The 14,841-nt window shown below is 56.9% G+C and carries 11 protein-coding genes and 3 pseudogenes; 6 read left to right on the forward strand and 8 right to left on the reverse strand.

Annotation, left to right across the window (positions count from 1 at the left end; translation table 11 throughout):
• Positions 1-444 precede the first annotated feature (444 nt).
• Positions 445-1,431 carry a quinone oxidoreductase family protein gene (locus JHW44_RS00560; RefSeq protein WP_089346192.1) on the forward strand — a complete coding sequence of 329 codons (987 nt, stop codon included), beginning with the start codon at positions 445-447 and terminating at the stop codon, positions 1,429-1,431.
• A gap of 305 nt (positions 1,432-1,736) precedes the next feature.
• Here JHW44_RS00560 and JHW44_RS00565 read toward each other — a convergent pair whose 3' ends face one another.
• Positions 1,737-2,612 carry a haloalkane dehalogenase gene (locus tag JHW44_RS00565; RefSeq protein WP_089346191.1) on the reverse strand — a complete coding sequence of 292 codons (876 nt, stop codon included), beginning with the start codon at positions 2,610-2,612 and terminating at the stop codon, positions 1,737-1,739.
• 119 nt (positions 2,613-2,731) lie between these two features.
• A complete protein-coding gene (locus JHW44_RS00570) occupies positions 2,732-3,742 on the reverse strand; it encodes an NAD-dependent epimerase/dehydratase family protein (protein WP_089346193.1) in 1,011 nt (336 codons plus the stop codon).
• 113 nt (positions 3,743-3,855) lie between these two features.
• On the opposite strand from JHW44_RS00570, the gene JHW44_RS00575 reads away from it, so the two are divergent.
• Positions 3,856-4,467 carry a TetR/AcrR family transcriptional regulator gene (locus JHW44_RS00575; RefSeq protein ID WP_089346190.1) on the forward strand — a complete coding sequence of 204 codons (612 nt, stop codon included), beginning with the start codon at positions 3,856-3,858 and terminating at the stop codon, positions 4,465-4,467.
• Positions 4,468-4,574: 107 nt separating this feature from the next.
• On the opposite strand, the gene JHW44_RS00580 is transcribed toward JHW44_RS00575, so the two are convergent.
• The 3 genes from JHW44_RS00580 to JHW44_RS00590 are packed head-to-tail and all read right to left on the reverse strand — an operon-like array spanning position 4,575 to position 8,999.
• A complete protein-coding gene (locus JHW44_RS00580; protein WP_272850284.1) occupies positions 4,575-6,665 on the reverse strand; it encodes a TniQ family protein in 2,091 nt (696 codons plus the stop codon).
• Positions 6,662-7,615 carry an ATP-binding protein gene (locus JHW44_RS00585; protein WP_272850285.1) on the reverse strand — a complete coding sequence of 318 codons (954 nt, stop codon included), beginning with the start codon at positions 7,613-7,615 and terminating at the stop codon, positions 6,662-6,664. The genes JHW44_RS00580 and JHW44_RS00585 overlap by 4 nt, the downstream gene beginning before the upstream one ends.
• Positions 7,608-8,999, reverse strand: a complete 1,392-nt coding sequence (locus JHW44_RS00590) for a Mu transposase C-terminal domain-containing protein (protein WP_272850310.1) — start codon at positions 8,997-8,999, stop codon at positions 7,608-7,610. Before JHW44_RS00590 ends, JHW44_RS00585 begins: the two co-directional genes overlap by 8 nt.
• Between JHW44_RS00590 and JHW44_RS00595 the strand changes: the two are divergent.
• Positions 8,980-9,794 (forward strand): annotated as a pseudogene (locus JHW44_RS00595) (IS3 family transposase); the annotation flags it as partial. The gene JHW44_RS00590 and the pseudogene JHW44_RS00595 sit on opposite strands and share 20 nt — an antisense overlap.
• 236 nt (positions 9,795-10,030) lie before the next feature.
• Here the strand turns inward: JHW44_RS00595 and JHW44_RS00600 are convergent.
• Complete coding sequence (locus tag JHW44_RS00600; RefSeq protein ID WP_089346217.1) at positions 10,031-11,287, reverse strand: IS110 family RNA-guided transposase; 1,257 nt, start codon at positions 11,285-11,287, stop codon at positions 10,031-10,033.
• A 135-nt stretch (positions 11,288-11,422) separates the two neighbouring features.
• Here JHW44_RS00600 and JHW44_RS00605 point away from each other — a divergent pair.
• Both JHW44_RS00605 and JHW44_RS00610 read left to right on the forward strand, forming a co-directional pair.
• Positions 11,423-11,695 (forward strand): annotated as a pseudogene (locus JHW44_RS00605) (transposase); the annotation flags it as partial.
• A gap of 114 nt (positions 11,696-11,809) precedes the next feature.
• Positions 11,810-12,572, forward strand: a pseudogene (locus tag JHW44_RS00610) (transposase family protein).
• A gap of 155 nt (positions 12,573-12,727) precedes the next feature.
• On the opposite strand, the gene JHW44_RS00615 reads toward JHW44_RS00610, so the two are convergent.
• Entirely contained in the window at positions 12,728-13,345 is a 618-nt protein-coding gene (locus JHW44_RS00615) for a CatB-related O-acetyltransferase (RefSeq protein WP_089344762.1), read from the reverse strand.
• A 284-nt stretch (positions 13,346-13,629) separates the two neighbouring features.
• A complete protein-coding gene (locus tag JHW44_RS00620; protein WP_089344763.1) occupies positions 13,630-14,277 on the reverse strand; it encodes a carbonic anhydrase in 648 nt (215 codons plus the stop codon).
• Positions 14,278-14,418: 141 nt separating this feature from the next.
• On the opposite strand from JHW44_RS00620, the gene JHW44_RS00625 reads away from it, so the two are divergent.
• Positions 14,419-14,796 (forward strand): hypothetical protein, encoded by a 378-nt coding sequence (locus JHW44_RS00625; RefSeq protein WP_089344764.1) that lies wholly within the window; start codon positions 14,419-14,421, stop codon positions 14,794-14,796.
• Positions 14,797-14,841 lie beyond the last annotated feature (45 nt).

Consider the following 14,841-nt stretch of genomic DNA (forward strand, 5'->3'; position numbering starts at 1 on the left):
CTGCGGGCTCAGGCCATGACCAAATACCACCGGCTGTTCAAACCCGTGCAACTGTCGCTACCTTTGTAAGGGCGGCTCACTCGCCGTTTGCCTCTGCCCCAGCCAAAGCTTCCGATCATTTCGGTCCGAAAAGGGCGACGCTCAGCGAAACCTAAACCATTCCAACGATCATACATGGCCACGTTCATCACGAGCAACCGAGCGTGAAAGGGGAGATCCAATTTGCCGGTCAACTGTTCGAAGCCCTGTGTCCAAGCCAAGGATCCAAGCAAAAGAGCGACCTTAGCCAGATACCGCGATAACCCCTGTCTATTGATGCTGGGTTTGCGAGCCGGTGTATCGCCGCCTTGACGAATTAATTTAATACCGATAGGTACGAAATTCAGATTCGTCTCCATTCGAAGAGTGGGGAAATGTCACCCTAATCAGAAAGAAAACAGAACGATGCAAACATGGAAAGCTGAAGCCTTCGGACCAGTCGAGCAAGTCCTTGAACGTGTTGATGCGCCCGATTTGGCACCCCCACCCGCCGACTGTGTGACAGTAAAGGTATTGGCCGCCGCGGTGGGGATGCCGGATGTCTTGATGACCAAAGGTGAATATCCCCTTGTTCAAACCCCGCCTGTCAGCCCAGGATCGGAAGTTGTCGGTATCGTTACAGAGGTTGCCGAAGGTGTAGAATTTGCCGTTGGCGACAAGGTCATGGGGCTTACCCTGTTTATGGGCGGCTCTGGTGGGTTTTCCGAATATTGCTATATGTCAACGAAGATGCTGATGACCAAAGTTCCCGAAGGAATGCCTGACGAGCAAGCCGCCGGATTTGTCGTGGCCTATTTAACTGCGCATACTGGAATGGTGCAGCGGGCTAAGCTTCTGGCTGGGGAAACTCTGTTGGTTCTGGGTGCCTCCGGGGGCACCGGGTCTACTGCGGTGCAGCTTGGCAAAGCGCTTGGCGCGACTGTTGTGGCGGTTGCAGGTGGGCCGGAAAAGGTTGCCTTTTGCAAGTCGCTGGGGGCGGATCATGTGGTGGATTACCGCGCTGGATCCATTTCAGAGCAGGTGACAGACCTGGTTGGAACTGTGGATGTCATCTATGATCCGGTCGGTGGCGCAGCCGGTGAGGATGCTCTCAAATCGATTGGTATCGGTGGCCGTTTGGCGTTGATTGGCTATGGCAGCGGTGCGTGGACGAAGCTGGATGCCGGTGATATGACGGCCCGCGGGTACAGCGCCATGGGTGTCCTGCCGTTACACAGCACGGCTGAAGAACTCAACGCAGCCTACAGACAGCTTTCAGACCTGTATCAGCAAGGCAAAATATCGGTGCCTGTTGACAAAATTTACGAGTTTGACGCCGTTCGGGACGCGATGATCGCCGTGTCGAAATCGCAAATGCTGGGCAAACATATCGTGCGGGTAAGCGAAGCCTGATCTCTTGATATCGGTTGACGGTCCTGAAGCATCCAGCTTGTAAGCTGAAACATATCCGGAGGCGTTGAAGTCATTTCAGCCGCCTTCGGGTGTGGAGAGTTCGCAGATTTCTATGAGTGCTTGGACAAATCTCTGATATGTTCCAAGCACCGATCCCGCCCACCCGCATTTGGGGATGGACGGCGACAACGTCAGAAGATTAGCGGCAGGGGGGCGGCTTTTGGCTGCGTTCAAATGTGAGGGGGGACGGCGGAATGGCTTGCTGTTCGCGCCATTCCGCCATGACTACGTCACGTTGGTTCGGGCTATAGCGTGTCGAACCAGTCCCGAATGGCGGTGCCAATTTCATCGGGTGAATCTTCTTGAATGAAGTGAAGACCGGGAACCGTTACTTCGCTGACATTGGACAGGCTCCGGGCAAAGTCGCGAAGCTCTCCTGTCAGGATGATACCTGGCTCTGCATTCACGAACAGCTTGGGAATGTCCGTTTTTCCCAGCCACTCGGAATAGGCGTCAACCACCGCGGCAACTTCTGGCGGGTCACCTGCGATCGGGATCTGGCGAGGGAAGGTCAGCGTGGGCCGACGATCCTCTCCCGCATTCAGGAACGGGCGACGATACTCATTCATTTCGTCTTCGCTCAGGTCGCGAATGACGGCTGCGGGAACGAACCCTTCGACAAAGATATTGTTTTCCAGAACCATTTGCTCGCCTGCCGGGGACCGAAAGCCCTCAAACAGCGCACGGCCCTCGTCGTCGAACGAATCCCAGTTTTGCAATGCCTTAACAGCCGCTTCCATAAAGGCGATGCCCTTCACGGCCCCTTCATTCTTGCTGGCCCAATCAAAGCCAAGCGACGAGCCCCAGTCATGCAGCACCAGAGTCACGTTTTCAGTCACGCCCAACTGTTCGAGCAACGCAAACAGGTACTTGCGCTGTTCGGCATAGGTGTAACGGTCAGGACCGCTGTTTTCGAGCTTGTCACTGTCGCCCATCCCGATCAGATCGGGTGCGATCAGGCGGCCTTTGCCTGCAAGATACGGCATGATGTTGCGCCAAAGATATGACGATGTCGGATTGCCGTGCAGGAAGACAATCGGATCTCCCTCACCCTCTTCGATATAGGCCATCTGGCTGCCAAAGACGGTTGCGAATTTTTTTCTGTCGCGAAAGCTGGACATGGTTGTTCCTTTTAGAATGGAAATAGGGAAGCGTTTAGGCACGCGGCCTGTTGAACCGAGGCGCGCAGTGAATTCGGCGCGCCTCACATTTCTTTTTGATCAGGTTCGGATTGATCGGTTTAGGTTTGCAACGCCGAGATTTTGACTGCCGTTTCAGACAGGGTTTTTCTGAATGGCATTGGCGTCCAGCCAAATGTTCTGCGGGTCGCAGAATTGTCTCCGCTCAGATTCAGGCCAAGCCAACCGACCATACCACGGGCCTCGCTGTCGAAGATCGCCATGATGCGCATAAGAAAACTCGGGGCAAGACGGGTGCTGGGACCACTATACCCTCCGTCTTTCAACATCTGTGCAACACTTTGAAAGCTTCTGGCCGGCGTGTCAGCGACAAGGAACCTTTGGCCTGCCGCTTCGGGTGTTTCCAGCGCTTTGACATGCAGCGCCGCAACGTCGCGCACATCGCCCATGGGCATGGCAACTTTCGGAACCATTGGCATTTTCCCACGAAGCATGCGGTCAATTGTGGACAGGGCCTCGCCCGAGATATCGTCACCCACAGGCGGCCCAAAGGTCGCACCCGGCGCAATGACGGTCAGTTCCAGATCCGTTCCGGCGGCTTCGTTCTTCATGAAGTCCCAAGCGGCGCGCTCGGCAAGTGTCTTGCTCTTGAGATAGGCGCTCATTTTAGGCGCGTTGGTATCGGTCCAGTCCTTTGGGCCAATTTCACCTGTTAGCTTGCTGAACATTGCGCCTGCGGAACTGGTCAGTACGACCCGCTTAACACCGGCATTTTTAGCGGCGCGCATGGCGCGCAATGTCCCCTGAACCGCCGGGACAATGATTTCGTCCTCGTGTTTGGGGGCAGCAGAGACAAAGGGCGAGGCAACGTGCATGATATAGTCCGCGCCCGCCGCGGCCTCGTCCCAGCCTTTGTCAGATGCCAGATCCAGCTCGACAATCGTCAGATTTGAGACATCTACATTGGCAGCCGTCAGCGTATCGCGGACCTGCTGCTCTTTTCTTTTGCTGCGAACCGAGCCACGGACAATGTATCCTTGGTTCAGCAACACTTTGGCGCAGTGCAATCCAATAAACCCGGAAACTCCGGTCAAAAGCACAGTTTTCGTCATAACCTTCTCCATCTAAAACCTGCCAATCTGGCATGTAATCCTGTGTTGATTTTATCCGTACTACATGGTACGAAAATATAAGGAAAGATTAAAATACCAACCGGTACATAAATATGAAGACACAGAAAAAACCCACACCCAGAGGCCGCCCCAAGACGCTCAATCGCGATCATCTCATTGAAATTGCAAAAGAAAGCTATTGGGCCGAGGGGCCGACGCATGTCTCGATCAACGAGATTTGCAAACGCTCCGGGGTGTCGAAACCTGGCTTGTATCGTGAGTTTGGCAACGAAGATGGTCTAAGGCAGGCTGTGTTGAAAAGTTACCGCGATGAGACCTTGGAACCGCTTTACGCGATTTTTCAATCTGGTGGTCGGTTCTCAGAAAACGTGGACGCCTTGATTGACCTTTTGCGGTCAAGCCAACTGAATTCACCCACTCCAAAAGGGTGTCTGTTGCAAGATATGTCCGCGACGCGGGGGCAAATGGGGGAGTTGACTGCAGATACCATCGATATGCTCAGGGCAGAGACTTTAGATATATACGAAGACTGGATCGCACGCGCCAAAGAGAATGGTGAGATATCGACTGATTTGTCTAACCCCGCCGCAGCGATCTATGTCGATTTGCAACTGGCCAGCGCGATGGTTTTGATAAAACGCCAAGCGTCGCCAGAGGCCGTGGGTGAATTTCTGAGAACTGCGTTTTCGGTTTTCTCAAATTGACCGAGTAGGGATCGCTGGCCGCTATTTCTTGCCACAATGGCGACTGTCCGCCCTTTCCACAGGACAAGGGCAGTAATTTGGACCACCCGATCAACTACGTGAAACGGTCACGACAAGTTGGCCCTGTTTTTCCGTTTGTCTTTGGTTGCCAAGTCGTGCCGAACAAGAACCGATCGGACACCTTGGTCTGAAATATCGACACCTTCGCGTTGAAGCTTTCGAGACAGGCCCACCTGCCCCAATGCAGGTCGTAGAAGGGTCATATCCAGAATGGCTGTTTCGGCTGTCTTTTGCTCCTCTGGCGACAGCCGGGACCATAGCTTTCCGGTTCTGGGCCCTGGCTTCGCGGGCAGGAGGTAGAGGTGCGGGTCTTGCACATCGGTCCGCCAGTAGCATTTGCTGAGGCCCTTCTCGTCAACGACGGGGGTGACTCCCCGGCTTTTCAAACGATTGTAGATCACGCCGGGCACGAGTTCCGTCTTACGCGATACGTGAGCAAGCGTGACGTAACTCTCCTGGAAATCCGCCATTGATTTCCAGGTCACCATTTCAATGACGAACCGGCTGTCGCTGTTGTAGCAACGAACAGACGAAAGATATTCCTGCTCCAGAAGCCAGTTCAGCGTGGCGTTCGAGATCCCGAGATGGCGGAAGGCAGGAATCCGGGGCAAGCCGGGGTTCTCGGCTTTCGGCAGAGCAGCGCGAAGCTCGGAAACAGAGATCACCAGATGATCCAGTCGGGATTTACCGTTCAGCAATCCTTTCGGCTTGATCTTCTCCTTCACAATGATTTCAAGGATTTCCGCAAGGTTGCAGTTTGCTCGAACCGGCACCTTGGAGATCCGCTCCCAGTCTGAATTCTTCAGGGAAGAGCCGAGCGTCGGAAGGTTGCCGCAAAGTGCTTCCTTGAAGGCATCGACATCTTCGACCCAGAAGTCGAAGGTCTTCTTTTGCTTGTGGCTTTGGTCTGTTCGCGGGCGCAGAAGCCCCGCAGCAACGAGTGTCCGAAACGATTCGACCGTGATACCCAACCGTTTGGCCGTTTCGTTCTCAAACAGCAGACGGTCCTTCTGGTGTCGCAACCGCTCGACAGTTTCGACGGTCAGCGGACCTGTCAAAACCACCTGACCAGCCGCGCCCTGCGTTGCCAACCCATCCGCGACGAGCATATCCTTGAAAAACTCAAGGCGTCTTTTGACTTGGATACAGGCCGAATTCAGCGAATGTAATTTTCGCTCCGGCAGCGCCTGTCCCAGAACAACAGATCCACCTTTGAACGGGAAATTACTGACGAAATACTCCCTGACCACCTGCCTGATCGGCAGGGTATTTGTGCTCAGGCTTTTCTTGGAACTGGCAAGAAACCTCTGAAACTCTCCGAACTGTGGATGTGGCTGGTTTCCAACCATCTCGGGGTCGCTTCGACGCAGTTTCTCCAATGTGCTGATCAGGCGGTCAGGGCCTTTGGCAAAAACGTCGAAACCAACTTCAGCGGCCTGTCTTTGCTGCTTATCTGTCAGCGCAAGGAAGCGGCTTCGCTTGCCATGCTGAATGAGGCTTCCAAGGAGTTCCGCGGCTTTGCACAATGTCGGAATTTCAATCTGGTCGACCCAGTCGTCCCCCAAGGGACGATAGAGCCGACCCGAAAGATAGGATTCCAGACTGCTCGCAGGACAGGCCTCCTCGCGGCTCGCCTGACGGATTATCTCATCCCAATGTGCGCTGATTCTTGCGGTGACATCGCGATAGCTCCCCGGATCATTCTTCTGCGGCACGGCAATGAGTCTGACCGCATGCCGGTCACAGGCCGCAACATGCTTAAGCTGCCAATGTAGCCGGTGGATCGGGCGCCATTTCGGATCCTGACCCGCATGGTTTTCCTTGAGGCAACAAGGGCAGACATACAGATCTCTGCGCGTCAGGGTTTCCCGGTGCAGCACTTGCTTGCCCGCAAAGCATTTTGTCGCGCTTGCGATCCTGATCGTGGTAAACAGGAAGGCATCCGGTTCCAGACCTGCCATGTATCGCAACTGGTTCAGCGATATCTCATCGCCGCGCGCCATTGCTGAAAGATCGATACCAACATCCTCGGCAAACCGGGAAACAGACCCTGCCAGATTTCGACGGGCCAAACGCGACAGATAGGCGACCGGGTATTCATAAGCCGAGAGTGGCAGGGTCAACGCAAGGCGGATCATTCCTCACCTTCCCGGCCAAGCAGCTTGCGGACATCAATACGCTCGTACTCATCGGCAATGAAGGGATTGAGCCCGGCGATGCATCCCGAGCGCCGAGAAAAGGCCGCAGCGAAATGTTCGACCGAAAGGGATGAAGCACCCGAGTGCAACGCTTCCTCGAGGCCGTCGATCGTCATCTCGATCAGCAGTCCAAATTCTCTGCCTGCGGCGTGAATCAATCGCGCCGCAACGTCCGCTGCCGTCGCTGCCGGCTCCCAGGGAATTCCCACTTCTGCCGAATAGAAGCCGACAACAGCCCGAACCTCGCCGATATCACCCAAGGGGCTGAGGCGCGGAAGCTCCAGCGGGAAGACCCGTCTCGCCAACTGCGGATCGTAGTTGAGAAGATCCTTCAATCCTGGCATGCCGGATAGAATGAGCCCGACGGGCCAGCTCCGAGACTGCATCAGTGATTTCAGCGTGTTGATTACCGACTGCATTTCTTTCGGCGTCTGGTGCCTGGCAATGTCCTGCGCTTCGTCGAGATGCAGGAACAGGACTTTCCGCTCCTTGAGAAACCCCCTCACGAGTTCCCAGATCGCATCGGTGGTTCGTTCTCGTCGCAGAGGGCGCCCAAGCGCTTCAAGGATAGACCGCCCGACGGACTTCAGGGTTGCGGGTGAAGGAACCATCAGGCTGACAACGTCGCAATGATCCTGCCCCTCTTGGGGCAGGATCAAACCGGATGTCTTGGTCAAAAGGCGATCAATGGCGGTGGATTTTCCGCTGCCTGAAGCTCCAATCAGGGCGATCGCTCTCGCTTCGCGCACCTCCCCCTTGTCGACCTCCACGCGTCGATTGCGGAGAAGGCGCTCAAACTGCCCTTCGAGCTGTTCATAAACGGGGTGATGCGCGAAATGCGCTCTGAGCGCCAGCATGCGCTGCCCAATTTCCGGACCGGGGTCAGTCACGTGAGATCCTCCAGCGAGGCGGAGTGTCGGTATCGGGAGGGGTGTCGGCGTCATCCTCTTGGTCAGTCGGAGAGATCGGCTCTGGCGGATGAATTACATCATCCAGAAGATCGCCTGTGCCCACGGGTGCAGTGCCACTTGCACATGTTCCTTCCGGGCCAATTCTAAGGCCCATGAACAAATGACGCTCGGCACGGTCCAGATCAGCCGTGGTCCACGTACTTGGCATAATTTGTCTGAGCGCCCGTGCGCGCGCATCAATAGCCTTGATCTTTTTACGGGCGCCCCAAATGGTCTGCACCGAGAACCTGGCATCATCCTTGAAACCCGTCCGAAGGTTTCGAACGATCGACTGCCACTCATCAAGAGACAGCCCTTCCACCCCTTGGTTCACAGCCTCAGCGGGATGCCATTCTTTGCCGATCAGAACCGAAACATATGTCAGAGAGTGTGGATCAACACGGATCTTCACCTCCCTCTGCCTGCCATGGAGGAGCAGTTCCTGGAGCTTGGCGTTGGTGTAGTTGATGCCAAAAACACGAACGCCATGTCGGCCGAGTTTTCGCTCGAGCTCAAGCCCAAACAACACGCGCCGACCGTTGGAATCCGGTGGCGGGGTGACGCCTTGCTCGGCAGCAAGCCGTTTCCATGCATTTGCCGGGGTTTCTCCGCCTAACCCCGCATGCTGAGAGTTATGGTAGATATCGACGATGAAGAGGGTGATGACTTGCGCCAGTTCATCATCTGTCAGCGCGGCGAGTTCTTCCGACGGGTAATCGCCACGCTCTTGCGGATTGCCGAAGGTTCGTCCGGTCAGCATTGGGGCAAGTTGCTGACCCAATGTTCTAAACATACGTTCAACGCGCGCGCGCAGCTTCGCCACTCCGGCAGTTGCCGCCTCATAGGTACCGCCCGCATCGGCGACAGCCGTCCGAAACATGTTCGCAACAAAGGTCGACCCCTGATCGGTGACCAGAATGCCGATACCTCCATACTGATCCCAAGACGAATCGCAATTCGCGGCTTGCGAAATAGGCGACTTGTCCTGGGTGATCAGACGCAGTGTCGCCAGCGCATTCGTCGTTTCGGGCTTTTCAGTCAGGCGAAATCCGACAACGCATCGTGTGGCGCAATCGATCGCAAGGCAAAGCCATCGACGTCCGACATCAAAGCGCGCGCGCTCTGCCGGGGAAAGACGATCAAGCGCACCACTTTCACCAAGGAGCGACATGACATCAATCTCCCAATCGTCCATCTCAATTCGCTGCATCGGGTGCTCGGCAGTGATGCCGTGGGTAATCCCCCCCGATCTTAGGGGGCTGCGGAAGTAGAATTTTCTCGGCAGGATGAACGAGGAGATACCGATGAAGAAGACACGTTTCACAGAAGCCCAGATCATGGGCGTGCTGCGCCAGATGGAAGGCGGCGTTCCTGCTGCCGAGTTGTGCCGTGAACATGGCATGAGCAGTGCCACGCTTTACAAATGGCGGGCCAAATATGGCGGTATGGATGCGAGCCTGATCAGCGAGATGAAGGCGATGGCCGAGGAGAACCGCCGCCTGAAGCGTATGTTCGCTGATGTCAGCATGCAAAACGACCTGCTGAAGGAGGCGCTCGGAAAAAAATGAAGCGGCCAGCTCAACGCCGAGAGTTGGCCGTGAAAGCGGTGGCGATGAAGGGCGTCAGCATCGCACTGGCGTGCCGGGCATTTGATGTCAGCGAGACCTGCTACCGATACAGCCCGAAGCTGGACGATGAGAACGAGCAGATCGCCGACCTGCTGCTTGGGCTGACGAAGGCGAAGAAGACCTGGGGCTTTGGCCTGTGCTTTCTCTACCTGCGCAATGTCCAGGGCCATGGCTGGAACCACAAGCGGGTCTACCGGATCTACCGCGAGCTGGAGCTGAACCTCAGGATCAAGCCGCGCAAACGGCTGAAACGGGAGAAGCCCGACGAGTTGGCCGTGCCAGAACAGCCGAACGAAGTCTGGTCCATGGCCTTCATGGCAGATCGCCTCGGGGACGGACGCCAGTTCCGGCTGCTGAATGTCCTGGACGACTTCAACCGTGAAGGGCTGGGTATCGAGGTCGACTTCTCGCTACCCGCGGAACGCGTCGTCAGGGCGCTGAACCAGATCATCGAATGGCGTGGTGCGCCTCGAACCATACGAGTCGACAACGTCCTATGTCAGGAAAATCTGGCTGCTTAGGTCAGCAGGTCGTGTGGCATCCGGCTGTCCGGATACCCTGATAAGGTTGCCCAGACGGGCTCTGCCGTCAAGAAATGATCTCATCCATAGCAAACACAGGGTACGCGCGCTGGCGGCCCTCACCGTCCTTAATACGAGATCCCAAATCCCAAGCAGAAGGCCCGAACATTATCTACGAGGTCAGATTGACTGCCTCCACGGCTCAGTCAGAGAGAGGTCCTTCCGCCTGGGCTCACCCCCTCGAAGAAGGGGCGATAGGGTTCGCCGTGATTGACCACAGCGTGTACGGTGCGCGCCATCTTGGCCGCGATCGCGGTGTAGGCCTTGCGGCGCAGATGAGCGTTGTGTCGGTCTTTCGAGATGTAGCGTTCGAACTTGTCCCGAAAGCTGTTGGTCTTTGTCTGGACCGCCGTCTGGCCGGCCATCCATAGCGTGCGGCGCAGCCGGGCATTGCCGTACTTCGAGATCCGGCTCTGCCCGCGAAACATGCCGGACTGCACGGTGGCAAGATCCATGCCGCAGAACTTCAGGAACTGCCGATGATGCCGAAATCGGCGTAGGTCACCGGCCTCGGCCAAGATGGTCATGGCATTGATCGGACCAATGCCGGGGATGGTTGTCAGTAGCTGATAATCCGGCAGATCGGAGAGCAGCGCGACCGCCCGGGCCTCGATCTCGTTGCGCTGGCGGACGAGGCTTCTACCTTCGGAAAGGACCAGGCGGAACATGCGAACGGCGTCGGAATCCGGTTCCACGGGCAATCCAACAGAGTTGACCGCCGTAGCGTAAATATCTGAAAGCAGGCGCTCCTTGGCGACCTTCCTGCCCACCACCTGCCAAGCGTCTGCGATGAAGGTTTCCTGGCTCATGGCCGTGATCATCGTCGGTGTCGGATACTTCTCGAGGAAGGCCAGGAACCAATCGGTTCGTGAGCTTCGGTGAAACCGTTCGGCCTCTGGGAAATAGAGCGGCAGGTAATGGGTCAGGATGCGGTGCCAGAGCTCGGTCTTCGAGCGTGAAACGATCTCGTGCGTCTTTGACAATTCCTGGATGTCGGCGGTCCCGACGACCAGCGGATCATGAAAGAACTGCACGGCGCCAATCTCCAGCATGTGCAGGATGACCTGGGCATCCTTCGGGTCGTTCTTGTCCCAACTGTTGTGCAGGGCCTCGCGCGTCCGGGCGAGCCCGACAGAAGGGATGAGCTTCAAGTCAAACCCGGCCTGCCCGAGATGATGTGCCAGTGGCCTGTGATAGTTGCCGGTCGCCTCGAACCCGACCCGCACAGGCAGGCCGTAGCTGGCCAGGCTCGCGGACAAGCGCTGGAAGTCTTCCAACGTGTTCATGATCGTCATGCGACGACGGCGCTTCTTGCCCGGTACCTCGATCAAGACCTCGTGGCGGTGCTTGGAAATGTCGATGGCGACAAGCACAGTCGCAGCAGTAGAATGGTTGGCGGGCATAGCCGGTCTCCTCAGCGGTGTGGTTCTGCAAAACCACTGTTGAGACCTGAGACCGGTTATGGCCACACGCTGCGCTATTTGGGGGCTACGCGCGTGGCCATAACCTTAAAACAGCGCTTCTTCCCGACGTGCTACGGCCCAGAATACATCAGCGGCACCCTCATGGAATGGGCCGAAAACAAGGGCATCTCCTTGGCCCACATACAGCCGGGGAAACCGCAGCAGAACGCTTATGTCGAGCGCTACAACCGGACGGTCCGGCACGAATGGCTGGACCTCCACATCTTCGAAAGCATCGACGAGGTGCAGCAGATTGCCACCGAATGGCTCTGGTCCTACAACAATGAACGCCCGAACATGGGCAACGGCGGGATGACACCCGCACAGAAACTGAGAATGGCCGCGTAAATTCTACGACCAAGCCCCCGTAAAAACGGGGGGATTACCCTGGGTCTGATGCGGATTTGGTGTGGTTCAGGTATGCTGACACTATATTTTGACAATCTTGGGAAGAGGTTGTCGATGATGTCATGGTTTTCTCGAGGGGATTTTCGGCCCGCAGGTCTCGGGGGCGAACAGGTTGAACTGATTGAGGACACAATCCGGGTCCACTCCCGTTCCGCCAAAACCGCAGCGGCCTGTCCGCAGTGTGGCACGATTTCGCGTCAGATCCACAGCAGGTATCGGCACCGCCCTGCCGACCTTCCGGCGCATGGCCGGAAGGTGAAACTGGTTTGGCTGGTTCGCCGCTTTCGCTGTCGTGCTTTGTGGTGCCCTGCCAGGATATTCGCGGAGCGGTTTCCACCGGATGTGACCCGGGCGCACGCGCGACGCACCTCCCGCCTACAAGGGGTGGTCCGCCACCTTGGTCTTGCACTCGGCGGCCGTCCCATCGGGCACGGCAAAGTCGCCGCCCGCCCGCAGGATTGCCCGCCTGCTGACCATGGTCCGGAATCACCTTTGCAGGTCAGATGCCATCCAGGTCTCAACGATCGAGGCCGTATTGCCGGCTCTTGCCACAGCCCGTCGGCTGACGGACCGGTTCACGGATATGGTGCGCAATGCTCGTGAAAACGCGTTGGAAATATGGTTGGATGAGGCGGAGGAGAGCCTGCTCGATGCCTTCGCCCGCGGGCTTCGGCGAGATCAGGCTGTGGTCGCCGCAGCCCTGCGGGAACCATGATCGAACGGACAGACCGAGGGACAGATCAATCGGCTCAAGACCCTCAAGCGCCAGATGTATGGTCGGGCGAACATCGATCTGCTCGGAGCCCGACCGAAATAACCTCCGACATGGCCGTCCGCTCATGTGGATCATCCCAGACCCACCTTGGCACATCGATGCCGTCGGGGGGCGGTCACATCATCAAAGCCCCTCCAGTTCCAAACGGTCCAGGTTTCAGAGGGCCGGAGATCTTCGTGCTCAACGATCATGCCATCTCAAACGATCAGCGAAAGCAGGTCCATATCCTTGTCCGAGGGTATTTCGGTTTCGAAGAACTTCTGATTGCTGGAAATTCGCTCTTCGTCCCAATTCCACCACTGAATTTCCAGCAGCTGACCGACCACATTGTCAGTAAAACGCTTCTTGAGAACGCGTGCCGGGGTTCCTGCAACGATTTCAAAAGGCCCAACAGATCTTGTTACCGTGGCCCCGGCAGCGATGACGCTTCCATGGCCGACCTGAACGCCTGAAAGAACATTGACCTTGTCTCCGATCCAGACATTGTGCCCAATCTCGATCGGACCTTTCGATTCATGCGGAGATTTGAATCCGTGCCTCTGGCTTAGCCAAATTTGCTGATTTGGCATGTCAGTACGGTGGTTTCCCGAAAGCAGCGACACGAACTGCCCGAACGCGCAGTAATTCCCGATCCGGACCTGCCCCCTCGCATTGAATACTCCGTTAATGCTCGAGTATCTCCCACAAGAGACATTGCCGGAAATCGTCCACTTGGAGAGAGGCCCGCGAATATTTCCAGATCTGACGCGTTTCGCATCATCAAGGCGAAAAAGCTGATCGATCTCTTTCTTGGAAAATATGCTTTTCATCAGCATTCGTTGCCTTTTTGGGGTTCCACTAAACGTCTAGCGTATCCCTGACAGGCCCACAAGAAAGTGTCTGATTTCATGGCGTCAGGATCGCGCGGCACCTGAAGACATGCGACAGGAGAGCGCCTCTGATCGTGCAGCCGCCCAAAATGCCGGCACTTTGAAAGGCTGGTGAGCGCAAAGCACGCTTCTGCGCCCCGCTGTTCACGCCGGACGATCGGGCAGAAGCCATCAATTGAAGTCTTCAGATGAACCGTGCCGCAAGGCGCCGACCTGCCCGACCTCAACTGTCAGACCGCAGTCCAGCGTTGTCCGGCGTCCTCGGCCTGCCACAGGATTCCTTCCCGAATATCGTGAACCAGCCCGTGCAGCGACATCTCGCCATCCTCCACGGCCTTTTGCACGAAAGGAAAACTCATCAGGTTCTCGATCGAGATCATCACCGCCTCGCGTTCAAGCGCATGGATCTGCTCGTCCTGCGGCAGTTCCTTGATACGTTCATAACCCGGACGCAGGATGTCCATCCAGCGCCCGACGAAGCTGGATTTCTCTTCCAGCTCAGGCGCCTGTCCCGAACACATCGCATGACAGCCGGCCACTCCGCCACAATTGGTATGTCCGACCACGATCAGATGCGCGACCTTGAGGGCCGTCACGGCATATTCCACCGCCGCCGATGTCCCGTGCTGCTGACCGTCGGGCGCATGCGGGGGGACAAGGTTGGCAATATTGCGGTGAATGAAGAACTCTCCCGAATCCGCGCCAAATATACTGGTCACGTGAAGACGGGAATCGCAGCAGGAGATGACCATGGCACGCGGACGTTGTCCGTCATCGGCAAGACGACGGTACCAGGCGCTGTTCTCGGAATAGGATGTGGCTTTCCAACCGTGAAAGCGTCCAACCAGATATTGGGGCAAAGGACGTACGTTGTGCATAGCTACCTCGCGCAGTTTCGCTGCTTGATATGGGAAGTTTAATAAAAATTCGAGCGGTTTCTGTCCTGTCCCTCAAAGCTTTGTTCACAGCTTGGCCCCATGGTGCCTCAACAGCCCCAGAGCATGTCCAGGAGGTAAAGGATGGCGCAGATCGTGCCGCTGACAATGTCAGAGCCCGTGAAGATCGACGCAAGACGGGTGCGCGACATCGTCAGTGAACTGGGCGAATCCGCAGCGCAGAACGTGATCGGCATCGCGCTGGAACAGCTGGCGGTGGCGCTGCAGGCAACCGACGCGGCGCTGACGGCGCAGGATATGGCGCAGGCGGTTGCCCAGGCGGACCGGCTGTCCCGCCTGGCATGGCAGATCGGGCTGCTGTCTCTGGCCGGGGTGGCCATGGATCTGGGCAGCTGCATCGAACGGGGCGATCTGGCGGCACTCTCTGCCGTGCAGGCGCGGCTGATGCGCGTGGGCAACCGTTCGCTGACCGCAATCTGGGATCGTGCGGGCAGCGGCTGATGCCGCAGGGCTTGCGAGCAGCGGTGCAGCCTGTACTCTGCGCGC

It is taken from the genome of Paracoccus seriniphilus (genome assembly GCF_028553745.1).
Lineage (GTDB): Bacteria > Pseudomonadota > Alphaproteobacteria > Rhodobacterales > Rhodobacteraceae > Paracoccus > Paracoccus seriniphilus.